The sequence below is a fragment of the Flavobacterium ardleyense genome, from assembly GCF_033547075.1.
Taxonomy (GTDB): Bacteria; Bacteroidota; Bacteroidia; order Flavobacteriales; family Flavobacteriaceae; genus Flavobacterium; species Flavobacterium ardleyense_A.
The window spans coordinates 2,381,801-2,399,630 of record NZ_CP137891.1 but is presented as its reverse complement, the minus strand read 5'-3'; the positions used below and the strand labels follow the sequence as shown (position 1 = coordinate 2,399,630).

The 17,830-nt window shown below is 35.7% G+C and carries 16 protein-coding genes; 6 read left to right on the top strand and 10 right to left on the bottom strand.

Annotation, left to right across the window (positions count from 1 at the left end; genetic code table 11):
• Positions 1-119 precede the first annotated feature (119 nt).
• Complete coding sequence (gene ytxJ / locus SBO79_RS10405) at positions 120-521, top strand: bacillithiol system redox-active protein YtxJ (RefSeq protein WP_318640335.1); 402 nt, start codon at positions 120-122, stop codon at positions 519-521.
• A gap of 2 nt (positions 522-523) precedes the next feature.
• Here ytxJ and SBO79_RS10400 read toward each other — a convergent pair whose 3' ends face one another.
• The 4 genes from SBO79_RS10400 to fahA form a co-directional block, all read right to left on the bottom strand.
• Positions 524-1,699 carry a hypothetical protein gene (locus tag SBO79_RS10400; RefSeq protein ID WP_318640334.1) on the bottom strand — a complete coding sequence of 392 codons (1,176 nt, stop codon included), beginning with the start codon at positions 1,697-1,699 and terminating at the stop codon, positions 524-526.
• Positions 1,683-2,675 carry a DUF2157 domain-containing protein gene (locus SBO79_RS10395; protein WP_318640333.1) on the bottom strand — a complete coding sequence of 331 codons (993 nt, stop codon included), beginning with the start codon at positions 2,673-2,675 and terminating at the stop codon, positions 1,683-1,685. Before SBO79_RS10395 ends, SBO79_RS10400 begins: the two co-directional genes overlap by 17 nt.
• Before the next feature lie 15 nt (positions 2,676-2,690).
• A complete protein-coding gene (locus tag SBO79_RS10390) occupies positions 2,691-3,863 on the bottom strand; it encodes a hypothetical protein (RefSeq protein WP_318640332.1) in 1,173 nt (390 codons plus the stop codon).
• A 99-nt stretch (positions 3,864-3,962) separates the two neighbouring features.
• Positions 3,963-5,246, bottom strand: coding sequence for a fumarylacetoacetase (gene fahA / locus SBO79_RS10385; RefSeq protein ID WP_318640331.1), 1,284 nt, complete (start codon positions 5,244-5,246; stop codon positions 3,963-3,965).
• A 110-nt stretch (positions 5,247-5,356) separates the two neighbouring features.
• Between fahA and glyA the strand changes: the two genes are divergently transcribed.
• The 3 genes from glyA (at position 5,357) to SBO79_RS10370 (ending at position 7,797) form a co-directional block, all read left to right on the top strand.
• Positions 5,357-6,631 (top strand): serine hydroxymethyltransferase, encoded by a 1,275-nt coding sequence (glyA, locus tag SBO79_RS10380; protein WP_318640330.1) that lies wholly within the window; start codon positions 5,357-5,359, stop codon positions 6,629-6,631.
• 75 nt (positions 6,632-6,706) lie between these two features.
• Positions 6,707-7,300 carry a MiaE family protein gene (gene miaE / locus SBO79_RS10375; RefSeq protein ID WP_318640329.1) on the top strand — a complete coding sequence of 198 codons (594 nt, stop codon included), beginning with the start codon at positions 6,707-6,709 and terminating at the stop codon, positions 7,298-7,300.
• 5 nt (positions 7,301-7,305) lie between these two features.
• A complete protein-coding gene (locus SBO79_RS10370) occupies positions 7,306-7,797 on the top strand; it encodes a GNAT family N-acetyltransferase (protein WP_318640328.1) in 492 nt (163 codons plus the stop codon).
• On the opposite strand, the gene SBO79_RS10365 is transcribed toward SBO79_RS10370, so the two are convergent.
• The 3 genes from SBO79_RS10365 to nhaA form a co-directional block, all read right to left on the bottom strand.
• Positions 7,794-8,375 carry a pentapeptide repeat-containing protein gene (locus SBO79_RS10365; protein WP_318640327.1) on the bottom strand — a complete coding sequence of 194 codons (582 nt, stop codon included), beginning with the start codon at positions 8,373-8,375 and terminating at the stop codon, positions 7,794-7,796. The two genes, SBO79_RS10370 and SBO79_RS10365, sit on opposite strands and share 4 nt — an antisense overlap.
• Before the next feature lie 114 nt (positions 8,376-8,489).
• Complete coding sequence (locus SBO79_RS10360) at positions 8,490-10,229, bottom strand: APC family permease (RefSeq protein ID WP_318640326.1); 1,740 nt, start codon at positions 10,227-10,229, stop codon at positions 8,490-8,492.
• 95 nt (positions 10,230-10,324) lie between these two features.
• A complete protein-coding gene (nhaA, locus tag SBO79_RS10355) occupies positions 10,325-11,524 on the bottom strand; it encodes a Na+/H+ antiporter NhaA (protein ID WP_318640325.1) in 1,200 nt (399 codons plus the stop codon).
• 223 nt (positions 11,525-11,747) lie between these two features.
• Between nhaA and egtB the strand changes: the two genes are divergently transcribed.
• Both egtB and egtD read left to right on the top strand, forming a co-directional pair.
• Positions 11,748-12,944 carry an ergothioneine biosynthesis protein EgtB gene (egtB, locus tag SBO79_RS10350; RefSeq protein ID WP_318640324.1) on the top strand — a complete coding sequence of 399 codons (1,197 nt, stop codon included), beginning with the start codon at positions 11,748-11,750 and terminating at the stop codon, positions 12,942-12,944.
• Positions 12,945-12,948: 4 nt separating this feature from the next.
• Positions 12,949-13,893: an L-histidine N(alpha)-methyltransferase gene (gene egtD, locus SBO79_RS10345; RefSeq protein ID WP_318640323.1), complete on the top strand. Its 945-nt coding sequence runs from the start codon at positions 12,949-12,951 to the stop codon at positions 13,891-13,893.
• A 59-nt stretch (positions 13,894-13,952) separates the two neighbouring features.
• Here the strand turns inward: egtD and SBO79_RS10340 are convergent, their stop codons facing one another.
• Genes SBO79_RS10340 through SBO79_RS10330 form a run of 3 tightly spaced genes read right to left on the bottom strand, consistent with a single transcriptional unit; the run spans position 13,953 to position 17,826 of the window.
• Positions 13,953-15,953, bottom strand: a complete 2,001-nt coding sequence (locus SBO79_RS10340) for a heavy metal translocating P-type ATPase (protein WP_318640322.1) — start codon at positions 15,951-15,953, stop codon at positions 13,953-13,955.
• Entirely contained in the window at positions 15,954-16,574 is a 621-nt protein-coding gene (locus tag SBO79_RS10335; protein WP_318640321.1) for a class I SAM-dependent methyltransferase, read from the bottom strand.
• A 10-nt stretch (positions 16,575-16,584) separates the two neighbouring features.
• Complete coding sequence (locus tag SBO79_RS10330; RefSeq protein WP_318640320.1) at positions 16,585-17,826, bottom strand: efflux RND transporter periplasmic adaptor subunit; 1,242 nt, start codon at positions 17,824-17,826, stop codon at positions 16,585-16,587.
• Positions 17,827-17,830: the final 4 nt, after the last annotated feature.

The following is a 17,830-nucleotide window of genomic DNA, read 5'->3' as shown; positions in this document are numbered from 1 at the left end:
ACTCATTAATTATTTAAAGTTTAACGTAATAAAAAATTTTAATTTATATATTTGGGAGAATCGAACTATAGTAAAATTTCGGTATTTTAAAAAACACACCAATTACAAAATTATTAATTATGAATTTTTTCAGTAAGATGTTCGGTGATTCCGACAATAAAGATAGCAATGAATCTCCACTTTTGTGGAATTCTTTAACAGAAATAAAACAATTAGATGAGATAGCTTTAGAATCTAATACAATTCCGGTATTTATATTCAAACACAGCACTAGATGTAGCATTAGTAGAATGGCACTCAAAGGGTTTGAAAGAGAATATAAGTTGAGTGAAGCCGATGCTAAATTGTATTTTTTAGATCTTCTAGAGCACAGAGATATTTCGAATGAAATCAGTACAAAATTCAATGTAATGCATCAATCTCCACAGTTATTGATGATTAAGAAAGGACATTGCTTATACCACGTTTCTCATAGCGATATTGATGCGACAGATTTACTAAGTAAAATAAATAAGGTTTAAGTTTAAAAACTTTCTCCTGCTCCACCGCCACTGAAACCGCCTCCGCCAAATTTCATCGGACTGCTTTCAGTGGCGGTTGCGTTTCCTCTAAACTGTGCCACTGATGCTAATATTTCTAATTGCGCAGCATTATCTGTGGCAAGCCGATCTGGCAAAAATGTAACTCCTTGAACATTATTTTTGATCTTTTTCATAATTAAATAGGAAGCGCAAAAAATCAGAAGCCCACCAAAAATCATTTCCACTTCTACCGACATGAATTGAACGTAATATCTAAGTGTGGCGTAACTTACTGCAACCGCAAGGAGTCCAATTACAAAAAGAGGTTTGTCTTTTTCCTTAATTCCTTTATAAATATATGCTATCGGAACAACTGCGGTTAGAATTATAAATAAGTATGACATTAGTGTACTAAAAGTGTTTGGGGTCAAATTTGGCATCAAAACCACTGATAATTCAGTTATAACAGCATAATTTAAAGAAAGATAAAATACAATCGCTGCAAAATATTTTGTAAAAGTCGTCCCTTGAAAATATAGAGGTTTGCTAATGTGATTAATATTCTTTGAAATTATTTGGTATACAAATGCAGAAACTACAGCAAGTAGAATTGGTAGCACCGCACTTCCGTAAATAATATATTGAATCATCACAAATGTTACTGTTGCCACAAAAGCAGTACAAGAAACTAATAATGCTGGAATGTTTAAATATCTAAAATAGCAAAGTCCCGCACTTATAAACACCGAAAGTGATACCACCCAGCTTTCAAACTCAATCTGCAGGCCTAATCCAACTGCGATGCAGAGCACAATTCCCAAAACAAAGGCGTCGTCTATTCCATTTTTATAAAATTTTAAATTCTTAGTAATTACTAATTCCATTGATGCAATTCCAACTGCTGCGAATAGAAATGGAGCTAAGTTCCAAATAGTGCTGTCGTCTAGGGTTGTAAGATAAATCAAGCTAATCATTCCACAGATAGATCCATACAAAAATGTACCTAAAAAGTAGAAAAATATTCTTATAATAATATTTCTAGAACCCACCAATTTAGGCAAAGTTCTATTAATATTTTGAAATTGTTCAATACTAATGAAATTTCCATCGTAAAGCTCCTCGGCCTTTTCTGCAACTAAAGTATTTAACAACAATTCTTCGTTATATGCTTCCATCATTTCTTCTAAACTTTTGAATTAATACTACAAACAGATAAATCGAAGCAGCGAACAGTATTGGTAAGACGATAGAAAGTTGCTCTAGAAATCTCCAAACATTTAAAGTATCCGCAAGTTGATACAAGGCAATTGCCAATACGATATAAGAATAAAATATAGAAAAGATAAATAGAAACAAAGAGCGGGTTTGCATCGATATTCTAATAACATAATAGAAATATATTCCTAAAAGTATTGAATACAATGGCCAGTAATTCTCGGTCATATTTGCAATTCCCACGATTCCCATCAGATGTAAAGAAAACTGAAAATATAAAGGACTAAAGTGAGATTTAAGACTTTTTTTGTCTGAATAGATTCCCCATCCTAAAAGAATGATTGCCAAAACAACTCCCGAAACACTTAAAAATTCACTTGCGAAAATGTCCCCTTCTAAAATATTTCTGGGATTAATGCTAAGACCAATTGTGGCAATAAGTCCAGTAATTGCAATTGAAAGCACATTTTTATTATCAAAATAGTACGCTGTTGCAAATGCTACAACTGTTGGTAAAAGCGTAGCTACCGAATAATTTTGACCAAATGCGGAAAACTGAAATTGCAAGTAGCCAATGAATATACCACTGAGAATTACGGCGGTTAAGACTACATATTCAAAAACAGCATTTTCGAAATCGGTTTTATTCCACGAAAACTTGGGTGCGTTTTTATAAGAAAAATAATAGCAAGCCAAAATGCATAAACACAAAATAGACAAGACGACACTATGTCCGATAGTATCAATATTATTTGCAATTAGTAATCCAATTCCTCCGCAGAATAAAGAGACAGCAAAGTAGATCAACAGCCGAAGCTCTGTATGCAATGAAAATATTTCTAGTTTTTGATATGCCTCTATCTGACGATACTGATCATCAGAAATCAAACCTCTAGCTACCAAAAATTCTGAAGCTTGCTTCTGCTGTTTATCATTCATATTGAAGAATATTTTTTAAAATTTATTATTAGAAATAATTCTTTTCAAATTGGCTTTTAATTCTTCTCCACTGTCGATTAGAATTTGTGCATTTGATGGAAATCCTGGTAACCGCCGGTTTAAATATTGGGTATAATTTGGATCTATCGCGCGAATATCACCTCTATATTTGGCTGCGATATCTTGAAAGACGAAAGTTGAATTTAATGGAAATGATTTGATAAGTTGATTGTTGCTTGTGTTAACAAAGTCAACTTTTGCCGTTACCGAACAAGTTTTTTGTAAATTTATTTCTTGTATCAAGGCTTTCGCCAAAATTATATTAGGAATCATTACCGCATTTCCTTTATCATCCAAAATAACATTTCCGTTGGCATCGTAACTCCTTTTTACACCATCCTGAATTTCTCTTTCAACGGCAAATTCTTTGTCGCGCATCTGCTCTGGCGAAATTTGAATATCTCGAAAATTCACAAAATAGGTAAAGTCGTATTTATAGTTTTGTTGAGGATTGGAGTGATACACCACCCAAAATTCATCCAATCCATAGGTAGAAAAATCTAATAATTGATTTTGTAATTGCTGAGGGATAATCATGTTTGTCTGATTATCAATTTTTACAAGTACATAATCAGTTCCTTTTTGAAGCGCTTTGTCTTTTAAAGAGGCTAAATCTTTAAAATCAGGCTGTAATTTCTCGATAAAATTCAAATCATCATAAGCTTTTCGAGCATCTTCTTTTTTTGTAGAGAGTGACAAACGCATCGCATTTATGTATAAATAATTTACTAATTCCTTTTTACTTTGAACTAGTTGTGATGTGTAGTTTGAAAAATCAAAACGAGCGGTACGATTTTCTGAAAGATATAATGGTAGTAAAGGTTTTATTAAATCCTGCCTTTGTTGAAGGTTAAAATACAATTGATAAATCTTTTCGGCATTTGCTGAATTTTTTTCCTTTTTTAAATACTCTAAAGTACTTAAATCACGCTCGACTGCTTTGGCATAAGCTTCCTCCAACATAAAGACGTAAGGTTTTTTGCTGTTTTTATCTTTATTAGTTCGAAGAGCTTGAGTGGCAGTTTCAATCGCTTGATCGTAATCGCCAGAATTAATTGCGTTTTGCGTAATTTTTTTTCCACAAGCCATTAGCAGTAAAAAAACACAAAGGATATAAAGCTTTTTCATTTTAGATGTTTGATTTTAACAAATATAATAGATTATCGAAACAGTTTGCAAAAAAAAATCCACTTCATTGAAGTGGATTAAAAAAGTTTTAAATAAATATTATTTTTTCTGATAAGGAGGTAGTAATTTGGTGCAAACTTCACCAAATCCTATTCTAACTTCATCATTCTTACAATAACCTCTCATAATAACGGTATCATTATCATCGATGAATTTTCGTTCGGTACCGTCGCTTAATTTAATTGGATTTTTTCCTCCCCAAGTTAATTCTAACATTGAACCAAAGCTATCTGGAGTAGGTCCGGAAATAGTTCCAGATCCCATCATATCACCAGAATTCACGCGACATCCATTGCTAGTGTGGTGTGTAAGTTGCTGACTCATACTCCAATACATATACTTGAAATTTGAAGTTGCCAATAAGTTTTCTTCTCCACCCTCAGGTTTTAGCGATACTTCCAATTTAATGTCAAAAGCTTGATCCCCTTCTACTTTTAGATAGTCCAAAGGCTCAGGATCTTGTTTTGGACCTGCGGTACGGAAAGGTTCTAGTGCTTCCATTGTAACTATCCAAGGTGAAATTGAACTTGCAAAACTTTTTGCAAGGAATGGTCCAAGTGGAACATATTCCCATTTTTGCACATCACGTGCGCTCCAATCGTTTAATAAAACCATTCCAAAGATATAATCTTCGGCTTCTCCTGCCGGAATAGGCTCTCCCATTATATTGGCATCCGTAGTAATAAATGCGGTTTCTAGCTCAAAGTCAACTCTTTTTGATGGTCCGAAAGTTGGATTCGTTGCATCCGGAGCAAGTGTCTGACCCATAGGTCTATGTACGGGAATATCTGAAGGAATAATGGTACTACTTCTTCCATGATATCCTACTGGAATGTGGAGCCAATTTGGCAGCAGCGCATTATCTGGATCACGGAACATCGCTCCTACATTAGTTGCATGTTCTTTGCTTGAATAAAAATCAGTATAGTCACCTATTAAAACTGGGAGTTGCATTTCGACATCGTCAAGATTAAAAATCACAATCTCTCTGTGTTTTTCATTCTTCTGAAGAGTTTCATTTGATTCACAAAATAATTCTGCAATACGATTACGCACCGCTCTCCATGTCCTTTTGCCGTCAGAAATGAAGTCATTAAGAGTATCTTGCATAAACATATCATCTGTAAGCTCAATGCCTTCAAAATAATTTAATTGCTGCAAAGCACCCAGGTCGATGGCATAATCTCCTATTCTTGTTCCAATTGTCACCACATGTTCTTTTGTTAAAAATACTCCAAAAGGAATATTTTGAATTGGAAAATCACTGTCAGCAGAAACTTTTAACCAAGATTTTAATTCAGGATTGTTGGCTGTTATTGGCATTTGTATGTTGTGTTTGTAGGGTTATTATATCTTTATTCAAATATAAAATTAACAACCATATTAACAAACGTTTTTCGTATTTTTGTCATCATTTTAACGAAAAAAAAGCCATGTACAACGACCAGGAAATTTTTGATCTCATATTAGATGAACAAGAAAGACAAATTGACGGATTGGAATTAATAGCCAGTGAAAATTTTGTAAGCGATCGCGTTTTAGAAGCTGCAGGATCAGTTTTAACCAACAAATATGCCGAAGGTTATCCGGGCAAGAGATACTACGGAGGTTGTGAAGTAGTTGATATTGTTGAGCAAATTGCAATTGACCGAGCCAAAGCTTTATTTGGGGCAGAATATGCAAACGTTCAGCCGCACTCAGGATCTCAAGCAAACACAGCGGTGTATTTTGCATGTTTGAAACCTGGAGACAAAATTTTAGGATTTGATTTATCACACGGAGGACATTTAACTCACGGATCGCCAGTAAATTTTTCAGGAAAATTATACAATCCTGTATTTTATGGAGTAAATAAAGAAACAGGTCAACTGGATTACGATGCAATTCAAGAAATTGCAACTAGAGAGCAACCAAAGATGATCATCGCTGGAGCTTCTGCTTATTCGCGTGATATGGACTTTGAACGTTTCAGGAAAATTGCCGACAGTGTTGGAGCATTGCTTCTCGCTGACATTGCACATCCTGCTGGTCTAATTGCCAAAGGCTTGATGAATGATCCACTACCACATTGTCATATTGTAACTACAACTACGCATAAAACATTGCGTGGCCCTCGTGGTGGAATGATAATGATGGGCAAAGATTTTGAAAACCCATTTGGACTTAAAACTCCTAAGGGCGAAACAAGAATGATGTCGTCTTTACTTGATCTGGCGGTTTTTCCAGGAAATCAAGGTGGACCTTTGATGCACGTGATCGCGGCGAAAGCAGTAGCATTTGGAGAAGCGCTTACCGACGAATACTTTAGATACATGGTACAAGTTCAGAAAAATGCACGCGTTATGGCTCAAGCATTTATGGACAAAGGATATGACATTATCTCTGGAGGAACTGATAATCATATGATGCTTATTGATCTTAGAAATAAAAACATTACAGGAAAAGAAGCAGAAAACGCATTGGTTAAAGCAGAAATTACGGTAAATAAAAACATGGTTCCCTTTGATGATAAGTCTCCATTTGTAACTTCCGGAATTCGTATAGGGACTGCAGCAATTACAACACGTGGACTTGTGGAAGAAGATATGGCGCCAATTGTAAATTTAATTGACCGTGTTCTTTCTGATCATACAAACGAAGATTTATTGGAAGATATCGCCGAAGAAGTGAACGAAATGATGGGCGAAAGAGCCATCTTTGTGTGGTAAAAAAAATTTCTTTTATAATACTAAAAAAGCCTTCTTAAGTTCTCTTTTGAAGGTTTTTTGATAAAATTTAAAATTATGTCTGTATTAAGATTACAACTCCCAACCGACCCGCGATGGGTTAATATAGTAGAAAAAAATATCGAAGATATTCTTACGGATCACGCTTGGTGCGAGCAAAAAGCTGCAACAAACGCGATTACAATTATTACAATCAATTCAGAATTTCCTGATTTAGTTACAGATATGCTTGCACTTGCAAAAGAAGAAATTGAGCATTTCCAAATGGTTCACGAAATTATCTTAAAACGTGGACTTACTTTAGGTCGCGAATGTAAAGACGAATACGTGGGAGAATTGGCCAAATATATGAAGCAAAGCAATACCGGAAGCAGAGTGTCTGGTTTAGTTGAAAGATTGCTATTTTCGGCAATGATCGAAGCTAGAAGTTGCGAGCGTTTTAAGGTTCTTTCAGAAAATATCAATGATCCAGAACTTTCTGTATTTTATAGAGAACTAATGGAAAGCGAGGCCTCCCATTACACGACTTTCATAACCTACGCGCGTAAATACGGGACAGGAATTGATGTTGAGAAACGTTGGAGAGAATGGTTGGAATTTGAAGCTTCGATTATTTCTAAATACGGAAAAAGTCAATCAGTTCACGGTTAATTTTTATGGTTGAATTTAAACAAGCTACCGAGGATGACATTAGTCAAATTCAGGATATAGCAACCAAAACTTGGCCGGTTGCTTATGGCCAAATATTGTCGGCGGCGCAAATAGAATACATGCTTGATTTATTCTATAGCGCCGCGGCATTGAAGAAAAGCATGGAGTCGCAAGATTATATTTTTGCAATTAATGATGGCGTTATTGTCGGTTTTTGTGGAATTGAGCACAACTTCGGCTCCGTTCCTACTACGCGCATACACAAGCTTTACATTTTGCCTGAAGCGCAAGGATTGAGTGTTGGTAGAAAATTCATAGACTACATTACAGAAATTGCTTTAGAGAGATTTTCTATAAAGCTTTCGCTAAATGTAAATAAATTTAATTCAGCATTTAATTTCTATGAGAAAATTGGATTTAAAACCGTTAAAAAGGAAATTATCGATATCGGAAATAACTATATAATGGACGATTTTGTAATGGAAAAAGATATCTAAACTACCACGATATCGTGTGATTTCAATAATCCCGCTAGTCCATCCTTGGAGAAAATTGCTTTTTTTACTTTGTTTTTGGCAGGGTTGAAGCTATAATTTCTACTAGTTCGAAAATCTGCTTGATTAAGGTTTGTTTTGTCAAAAACAGCTTGGTACAAATCGCATCCGTCAAAATTCACCTTTGTCATGTCTGCATTCATAAAATCCATCGCAATCATACTGCAATTGGTAAAAACAGTATTCTTAAGTTTTAAAGAGTAGAATTTTGAGAAATCCAGGAGGCAATCAGTAAAATGAACTTCGAAAATAAATTGATCTACCATTGCAAAGTTAATACTACTCAAATTGCAATCGATAAAATGAACAGTTCGGAGTGAAACGTAATTAATCTTTGCAGATTCGAAGTTGCAATTTATAAAGGTGCAATCGATAAATACAACCGCGAGAAAAGTAGCTTCACAAAAATTACAGTTACTAAATGTACAAGATTCAAATTCGGAAAAGTGCAAGTCCGAATTTTCGTAAATGATACCATCAAAAGTTTTTGATTCGTGATAGGCAGAGATTGTAATAGACATAAATGAAATTTTAACCTAATCGTGAATTTAACCTTTATACATTTCGCGTAAGCGCAAAAACTACCGAAATACTTCTGGCGAAAATATGCATTTAAATACAGATCTCATAGCGCATTACATTATAAGTCGCACACCGCCCAAGTCTGAAACTCTATAAGAAAAACGATCTCCCGGAGACCCGATAAACATAAAATTCTTAGGAATATCCCACTTTTCTGAAAGTTCTGCAATCAAGTCAGGTCCAAAGAAACCTTCAATTTCAATAAATTCGATGTGAATATCAGGGTAAGCGCGATCAAGTACTTCTAAATCTACCTTGAGTGCTTCGTTGGAATCAGTGGGTTTCTTCACATTTACAATTTTCAGATTCTTGGTAGATTCATTATTTTGTACATACTGCATAACTTTATTTAAAATTGCAACATCGTCACCTTTTGTGAAAAACACAAATTCCTGAGAGTTTACTTTTTGATTCATCCGGTGAAGATATCTGTTGCCTAAAACCGCAAATTTACGCACTGGTTGGTAGAAATAATCAATAACTGCCAGGCCAAATCGAATCAATACAGATCTATTGAGCATTACAAATACGGCTATCAAGGCCGGAATAAGATATTTTATAAATGTTGCAAAGGCACTTTCATTCAGTTCGATATTGCCAATAAAGGCAGCTACCACAAATGCGATGGCTACTACCACCGAAATACCTCGCGCTCGCTCTGGCCTTGGTAATTTTTGACGTTTAAATTTTAAAAGCAGATTTCCTATCCCAAATAGCGCCATTACCGCCAGAAATGAAAAGGTATAAACACCCGCTAAAGATTCCATGTGGCCGCCTGTGGCAAAAAGTACCGAAGTGCAAAGAATAAAAAAGCTAATAATAATGCGGTATTTAGACCCATTTTTATTGGCTTTCAAAAAATAGTTTGGAAGAATTCTGTCGAGGGTCATCCTTTTTAACAGTCCTGAAACTCCTACAAAGGAAGTTAACACGGCACCGCTCAAAACCAATACTGCATCAACAGATATTAACCAAGCCAGCCAATCTCCACCTGTGGTTTTACCGACAAATGCTAGAAGGGATTCTTTATGTTCTCCAAGCTCGGCAATTGGAATAATCGCAATAATCAAAATCGCAATTAATGGATTGAAAAAACTAACGATTGCCCACATATTGCGGAGCGTTTTTCTAAATACTCCCGGCTGCTGTTCTTCGACAAAATTTGCCGAACTTTCAAAACCTGAGATACCAAGCATTGCTGCTGAAAAGCCAAGAAATAATGTGTAAGCTATACTTTCGTACGTGAGTGGTACATCCCAATTGAGGTGAAAAGTTGTCAGTCCGTTCATCCCTACAAAGATAAATGCCGCTATAACAAGTATGCTAAGTGATACTAAGTGTACAAGAAAAATGATAACTGCAACAAATGCCGATTCACCAATTCCTATTATTGCGAGAGTAGTAAAAATAATTAGGACTACAACGGTTGAAAGGATTATATTAATTCCAGGAATTATTATAGACAGATAGTGCATGGCTTCTGAAGCCGAAAGTACTGCCGTAGCCATATAGGATAAAACAGTAAGCACCGCTGCAATTGAGGCTGTGCGTTTGCTAGAGGTATTAAGAAGCACATTGTAGGCGCCACCATTAAGAGGCAAAGCACCTACAACTTCTCCATAAATTTTTCTGAATAAGAATAGTACAAATGCTACTATCAGTAATGAAATCCATGCAAATTGACCCGCGTATCCAATAGTTAATGCCGATACGTACAGGCAGGATGAGCTAATATCATTTCCGCAAATTGCGGTTGCTTGTAATTGATTAAGCTTGGCAGAAATTTTTTTCATCTTGCCTTTCTCTATTTAATTAAATTCGCTTTGCGCAGCTCAAAAAATCTAGAACTTTTAAAAAGATGACACTTAAGCCTAATAAAATTACCGTTTTATTTTACCGCAGCCGCTTTTCTTGATTGTTTTTTATTGTAAAAACTTAAAAGCATATACCCCATTAAACCTGAAAGGACAGAACCAATTAAGATTGCAAATTTGGCTTCGATTTGATATGATTCCAATTTGTAAGATAAAAGGGCAATAAAGATTGACATTGTAAAACCAATTCCGGCCAAAAATCCTAAGCCTAGAATATGGAACCAATCTGCACCTTCTGGCAATTGTCCTAATTTTAATTTTACCGATAGCCATGACATTAACACTATACCGATTGGTTTTCCAACGAAAAGTCCTAAAACAATTCCCAATCCCATATTAGTTGCTAAGCCCTCAACCATACCACCCTGAAAAGTAATATTTGTATTTGCAATTGCAAAAATTGGCATCACGACAAAATTGACAGGCGTACTCAAAAAGTGCTCTAATTTTTCTAGAGGCGACTCTCTGTCTGTAGCATTTGTTGGTAGTGTAATTGCAGTAAGCACTCCCGCAATCGTAGCATGAATTCCAGAATGGTGAATAAAATACCACATAAATAGACCTGGAATAACGTACCATAAGATATTTAAAAGTCCAAGTCTATTAAAGATCATTTGTAACGCGAATATTCCTGCGGCAAATCCTAAATACATCCACTCCAGATCTCCAGAATAGAAAATTGCAATTACCATGATCGCGATCAAATCATCAACAATGGCAAGAGCAGCAAGAAATATCTTGAGCCCAGTTGGAACCTTATCACCTAATAAGGATAGAATACCTAACGCGAATGCAATATCAGTAGCCATTGGCACTCCCCAACCGTGCACTGTCGTAACATCTGCATGATTAAAGGCATGATAAATTAAGGCCGGAACCGCAACACCACCAATTGCAGCTAGAACTGGCAAAGAGGCTTGCTTAAAAGATGATAGCTCACCTTCTACAACTTCTCGTTTAATTTCCAGACCAACTAATAAAAAGAAAATTGCCATTAATCCGTCGTTTACCCATAAAATAATAGGGTAACGCAACATAATTCCCGACACTTCAAAACCTAATTCGGTTTGCAGTAAATTGGAGAAGTCTTTTGATAATGGAGAATTGGCTAGCAATAGTGAAATAACTACACAAAAAAGAAGAATTATTCCACTTGAAGATGACTTTTGAAAGAAATTCTTAAAAGCCTTCAGATTGATTAATTTTGTTTTCATAGTTGGCAAAAATAATATTTTTATGTGATAAGCCCGCACTTATGGCAAAATTTTAGGCGAAAAAAATAAAATGCTTAACCAATCTGATATTCTATAATAACAAGGAGGCACGAAAATATTCATCTACACTATGAAAAAATGCATGCAAATGTTTTGTTAAGGTGTTAAAAATGAATTGCTTTTATAAAAATTTATATAACTTTAAAAACCAACGTGAGAATTTATGGAAATCGATACTAGAAGCAACCACAATATTTTTTATAAAGGGCATAGAAATATGCTTGATAATTTTCTACATATTAGAAAGCGCACAGAGGATATTTGTGCTCCTTTGGAAATTGAGGATTATGTTGTGCAAAATATTGCAGATGTTAGCCCACCGAAATGGCATTTAGGTCATACATCTTGGTTTTTTGAATCGATGATTTTAGTTCCGTACCTAAAAGATTACGAGGTATTTGATCCTAATTTTAATTTTGTTTTTAATAGTTACTACGAGAGCATTGGCGCACGTGTTATTCGGACCGATCGCGGAAATCTCAGCAGGCCAACGGTTGAGCAAGTTTATAAATATCGAGCTTACGTGGATGCAGCAATGCGAAAATATCTTGAAAATTCATTACCCGAAGAATTGTTACCGCTATTTTTGCTAGGATTAAATCACGAACAACAGCATCAGGAATTATTGCTTACCGATATAAAGTTTATCTTGGGCAACAATCCTCTACTTCCATCCTACTCTGATACTCAAATTGAGAAAGCAACCGAAATATTGCAAGAGTCTTTTTTGACTTTTCGCGAAGGCGTTTACGAAATAGGACATCAGGGAAAAGACTTCTGTTTTGACAACGAATTAAATCGACACAAGGTCTACATCAACCATTTTGAAATCAGCGAAAACCTAGTTTCAAATAAAGAATATTTAGAATTTATGACTTCTGGCGGATATGATAATTTCCGATTATGGCACGCGGACGGTTGGGAATGGAAGAAGCAGCGAGATGCCAAAGCGCCGTTGTATTGGCATTTCATTGATAATGAGTGGAAAAATTATACTTTAAATGGTTTAGCTCAAATAAAAATGAATCAACCGGTTACACATATTAATATGTATGAGGCCTACGCTTACGCGAATTGGAAAAAAATGCGATTGCCCACAGAAGCCGAATGGGAAGTGGCGTCACAGAATTTGAATTGGGGCGAAAGATGGGAATGGACACAAAGTGCTTACTTACCTTACCCCGGATTTCAAATGGCCGAAGACGCAACCGGTGAGTACAATGGAAAGTTTATGGTTAATCAAATGATTTTGCGCGGAGCTTCAATTGCAACTCCTGACGGGCACCGCAGGCATACATACAGAAATTTTTTTCAGCCACATTTGCAATGGCAATTTACCGGAATTAGACTCGTAAAATAAAACTATGATAGAAAAGACATTTACCAAAGACATTCTCAAAGGGCTATCTGCAACCCCAAAATACTTGCAGTCAAAATATTTTTACGATACAAAAGGCGATCTTCTATTTCAGCGTATTATGCAATCGGAAGAATATTATCTTACTGATGCTGATATGGAAATCTTCGAAGAGCAGTCAGATACAATTTCGAATGTACTTTCAGAACAATCAGATTACTTTGATGTCGTCGAGCTTGGTGCGGGAGATGCTACAAAATCCACTCATTTATTAAAAGCTTTAGTACGAGCTAAAAAAGACTTTAACTACTACCCAATCGATATTTCCGAAAATATTATTGAACAGCTAGAAACAGAAATTCCCAAAAGGGTTCCTTCGGTTACCGTAATTGGCTTAGCTGGAGAATATTTGCCGATGTTGGAAGAACTTAACCGAATGACTAGCAAGAAGAAAGTTGTTTTGTTTCTAGGTTCGAGCATTGGAAATTTTGAAAGCAAAAGTGCTTCGTTGTTTTTAAATGCATTAAATAATCATCTAAATAAAGGAGATAGACTATTGATTGGTTTTGATTTAAAAAAGAATCCACATCAAATTCTTGCTGCTTACAATGATAAAGAAGGAATAACTAGAGACTTTAATTTAAATCTATTACAGCGGATTAATGATACCGCAAATGGTGATTTCGATTTAGATTCATTCGAACATTATCCAACTTACGATCCTTTAACGGGAACTTGTAAGTCATATTTAATTAGTAAAATTAAACAACAAGTTTCTGTAGATGGTCAGCCAATTAATTTCGAAAATAATGAGCCTATTTATATGGAAATGTCTCAGAAGTATTCAGAAAGCGATATAGAACAACTTGCTCGAGATGCAGGTTTTGAAACTGAGCATCTGTTCTACGATTCGAACAAATGGTATTGTAATGCCCTTTGGAAAAAGATATAATAAAAAAAATCGCTGTAAGTTTCAAAACTCACAGCGATTTTTATTTTAGGTTTTAAGCTTTAGAATTTCGAATTCTGAATCCTCATTGCATTCAAAATTGCTAATAAAGCTACGCCGACGTCGGCAAATACTGCTTCCCACATCGTAGCGAGTCCACCCGCGCCAAGGATCAAAACCACCGCTTTTACTAGAAAAGCCATTGAAATATTTTGCCAAACTATCTGTTTGGTTTTCTTTCCAATTTTTATTGCAGTTACAATTTTATAGGGCTGATCATTCTGAATTACAATATCAGCAGTTTCAATGGTAGCGTCACTTCCCAGTCCGCCCATGGCAATTCCAGCATCGGCAAGTGCAACAACTGGAGCATCATTGACACCATCGCCCACAAAGGCAATTTTGAGATTAGGACTTTTTAAGCCTTCCATTTTCTCAACTTTATGTTCTGGAAGCAAATCGCCGTAGGATTCTTCGATTTTCAATTCTTTGGCAACAGCCTGAACCACCGCATCTTTATCGCCAGACAGCATTACAGTCCGAACTCCCAATTTCTTTAGTTCGGCAACCGTCAATGCCGCGTCAGTTTTTATTTGATCGGCAATTAGTACATGGCCAGCGTATTTGTTATCAATTGCAACCGCGATAATCGTAAATGCTGACTCACCAATTTGTTTGTCGTACGAAATATTTAGTTTATCAAGTAATTTGGTATTTCCAACCGCGATATTTCGACCATCAACTCTGCCGATTAATCCGTGGCCGGCAATTTCTTCCACTTCAGATACTTCTACATTTGTTTCAGATCCCTTTGCATACTCAATAATCGCTGCACCAATAGGATGCGTCGACTTATGTTCGATTGCTGCAGTATATTTAATTAAATCTTCTTCGGATATGCCAACACTTTCAATATTCTGCACTTTAAAAACCCCTTCGGTCATTGTGCCCGTTTTGTCAGTGACAACCAAACCAATTGAAGCCATCACATCCAAAAATACCGAGCCTTTAAATAGTATTCCATTTCTACTTGCAGCGCCAATTCCGCCAAAATATCCAAGTGGGATGGAAATTACTAAGGCACAAGGGCAAGAAATTACTAGAAATATTAATGCGCGATACAACCAATCTCTAAATATATATTCGTCGACAAAAAAGTATGGTAGCAGGCAGATCGCTAAAGCTAAAAATACGACGATTGGCGTATAGATTTTCGCAAACTTTCGGATAAATAATTCCGTAGGCGCCTTCTTCGAAGATGCTTCTTGCACCATTTGCAATATTCGCGAAAGCTTTGTGTCTTCAAAAGCTGTGGTTGACTCGATCAAACTTACGGTTTGCGAATTAATCATTCCCGCCAAAACCATTTCACCCTTCTTAAATGTTGTTGGTGTACTCTCACCGGTTAACGCTGCGGTATTAAAACTTGCTGTCTCTGATAACAAAATTCCATCAATTGCCAGTTTCTCTCCAGATTTTAACTGAACCACTTCGCCGATGGCAATGTCTTTTGCTTTTTTCAATAGCTGATTACCATCAACAATTATAGTGGCTTCGTCAGGCCGTTGATCAAGCAATTTTTTAATGTTTGTCTTCGCCCTTGTAACTGCGAGAGTTTGAAAAATTTCGCCAATTGCATAAAACAGCATCACTGCTACTCCCTCTGGATATTCGCCAATAGCAAAAGCTCCAATTGTGGCAATTCCCATCAAGAAAAACTCCGAAAATACATCACCTTGCTTAATGCTCGTTACAGCTTCTTTCAAAACTGGTAAACCAACCGGCATATAAGCAATAATATAAAAAATCAATCTTAAATTATCAGTAAACCATTCGGGTTTAAAATAATAATCAAGCGAAATTCCTATCATTAAAAGTAAAAAGCTGATTACTGCCGGAGCAAACAATTGCACTTTGGACTGATCGCCAAGATCATGACTGTGTCCATGACCGTCATCATCTGAATGTCCATGATCATCGTCACTTATGTTTACTGCAGGCTTGTGAATTTCTTCATCAATGCTACAGCACTTTTTAGCAGGTTTATTTGTACTTTTTGCCATCTATTTAATTTTTTTAAATCCACAAAATTGAAAATTCTGAATACTATCAAATGGGGTTTTATGTTCTTGGGTAAAACATTTTTCTGCCACGAAATTTTTGGCAAAAGTTTCTTTCATGGAAGTTTCTGAATATTGGGTAATTTCCAAACCACTACATTTAAAAGGTCCAATTTCAGAAAATGTTCCTAATAGAAAGTTGCCATTTTCCACTAGAGATTTTGTAGCGATTTCTATGTACTTATCAATATGTTTTTCATCGGTCAAAAAATGAAACACTGCTCGATCATACCAGAAGTCATATTTTACTGTAGTTTCAAAATTAATGATATCAGTTGCTATCCACTTGATGTTTTCAGCTCTTGTACCGAGTCTCTCTTTGGCTTTTGCCAAAGCAGCTTCAGAAATATCTAAAACCGAAATATTGGTATACCCTAAATCCATCGCAGCTTCAGCAAATGCTGCTTCTCCACCACCTATGTCAATGATTGCTGCATCCTTTGGTAGATTCAATTCTTCTAGATAATCAATTGCCAGTCGTGGATATTCTTGAGTCCAACTCACCTGATCAGCAGATTTGGTCTGATAGACTTTTTCCCAGTGGGCTTTATTTTCTGTTATCATACTTTAATTTTTAATGTGCGTGTCCGCCGCCTCCGTCGTTTTTAATTAAATGACTTTGAAGGTAATAAGCGCCGGACAGAACGATTTGTGCGTCTTTAGGAATTGATTGTAAAAGATCTACGTGAACAAATCCCAATTGCGAAGTTCCTGATTTTACTTCAATTCTTAGAAAATGAAATTCCTTTTCTTTTATAGCATTTCCATCTTCTGCCTTTCTTTCGGGAACTATCTCTTCTAAAATAAAAATAAACTCTCTTCCTTCTGCCTTTACAACTGCCTCAAGCGGAAGAGCATCTGTTTTATTTGCTTCAATATCAATCAGCGCATTTACATACATTCCAGGAATTAATTTCTGACCTTCATTCGAAATATCGGCGTGTACCGCAACCGATTTGGTGTCGCTTTCAAAGGCCTTTCCGACATTAAAGATCTTCCCTTTAATCTCTTCATTGCCCTGATTGGTGAGCATAAAACGCACTGTTTGGCCAGGCTTTACTTTATTCAAATCTTTTTCGTAAACCAATAAATCCAGATGAAGTTGAGAATTGTCAACGATATTCATCAGCGATTTTCCAGGTTCTACGGTCGATCCAATTTTGATAAAAATTTCTGTTATATAACCGCTAATTGGTGCTTTTACTGCAACCGTACTTGAAATTGAAGCATTTGGATTAATGTTTAAAAGCTGTAATTGACGTAATAATGATTGATTTCTAGAAACCTCGATATCATATTCAGCTTTTGATTTCTGAAATATTTTTCTTGAATTTATCTCCTCATCGTTCAGCGATTCTTGTCGTTTAAATTCTAGTTTCAAAAACTCCAAATTACTTCTTGAAGTTAAATATGCTTCTTGAAGTTTAGCAAATTCTGGACTTTCTAAAATTGCCACCGTTTGTCCTTTCTGAACTTTCTGTCCTTCAATAATCGAAATCTGCTTTACGATAGCATTTGCAAAAACCGAAACATCTGCCTGATTTTGCGGTGGTAATTTGGTATAACCATTTGCGTGTATTACATCGCTCAAATTCTTTGATGAAAATGTTCCAAGTAAGATTTTCGCAGCGTTAAACTGAGCTTCATTCAGTGCAACTTCTTTGTAAGTAACTGTAGATATTTCATCCACTTTATTTTCGACCATTTCGTGATCGTGATCATCTTCGGACGAATTATTTCTAACAATCAGATAGCCTACTAAAACTAGAATTCCTATGATAATTATGGTTATATATATGGATTTATTATTTCGCATTGAA

Excerpts from the sequence above, each read along its gene's own strand:
- ytxJ (WP_318640335.1), top strand. The coding sequence starts at position 120 with ATGAATTTTTTCAGTAAGATGTTCGGTGATTCCGACAATAAAGATAGC.
- SBO79_RS10400 (WP_318640334.1), bottom strand. The coding sequence starts at position 1,699 with ATGATGGAAGCATATAACGAAGAATTGTTGTTAAATACTTTAGTTGCA.
- SBO79_RS10395 (WP_318640333.1), bottom strand. The coding sequence starts at position 2,675 with ATGAATGATAAACAGCAGAAGCAAGCTTCAGAATTTTTGGTAGCTAGA.
- SBO79_RS10390 (WP_318640332.1), bottom strand. The coding sequence starts at position 3,863 with ATGAAAAAGCTTTATATCCTTTGTGTTTTTTTACTGCTAATGGCTTGT.
- fahA (WP_318640331.1), bottom strand. The coding sequence starts at position 5,246 with ATGCCAATAACAGCCAACAATCCTGAATTAAAATCTTGGTTAAAAGTT.
- glyA (WP_318640330.1), top strand. The coding sequence starts at position 5,357 with ATGTACAACGACCAGGAAATTTTTGATCTCATATTAGATGAACAAGAA.
- miaE (WP_318640329.1), top strand. The coding sequence starts at position 6,707 with ATGTCTGTATTAAGATTACAACTCCCAACCGACCCGCGATGGGTTAAT.
- SBO79_RS10370 (WP_318640328.1), top strand. The coding sequence starts at position 7,306 with ATGGTTGAATTTAAACAAGCTACCGAGGATGACATTAGTCAAATTCAG.
- SBO79_RS10365 (WP_318640327.1), bottom strand. The coding sequence starts at position 8,375 with ATGTCTATTACAATCTCTGCCTATCACGAATCAAAAACTTTTGATGGT.
- SBO79_RS10360 (WP_318640326.1), bottom strand. The coding sequence starts at position 10,229 with ATGAAAAAAATTTCTGCCAAGCTTAATCAATTACAAGCAACCGCAATT.
- nhaA (WP_318640325.1), bottom strand. The coding sequence starts at position 11,524 with ATGAAAACAAAATTAATCAATCTGAAGGCTTTTAAGAATTTCTTTCAA.
- egtB (WP_318640324.1), top strand. The coding sequence starts at position 11,748 with ATGGAAATCGATACTAGAAGCAACCACAATATTTTTTATAAAGGGCAT.
- egtD (WP_318640323.1), top strand. The coding sequence starts at position 12,949 with ATGATAGAAAAGACATTTACCAAAGACATTCTCAAAGGGCTATCTGCA.
- SBO79_RS10340 (WP_318640322.1), bottom strand. The coding sequence starts at position 15,953 with ATGGCAAAAAGTACAAATAAACCTGCTAAAAAGTGCTGTAGCATTGAT.
- SBO79_RS10335 (WP_318640321.1), bottom strand. The coding sequence starts at position 16,574 with ATGATAACAGAAAATAAAGCCCACTGGGAAAAAGTCTATCAGACCAAA.
- SBO79_RS10330 (WP_318640320.1), bottom strand. The coding sequence starts at position 17,826 with ATGCGAAATAATAAATCCATATATATAACCATAATTATCATAGGAATT.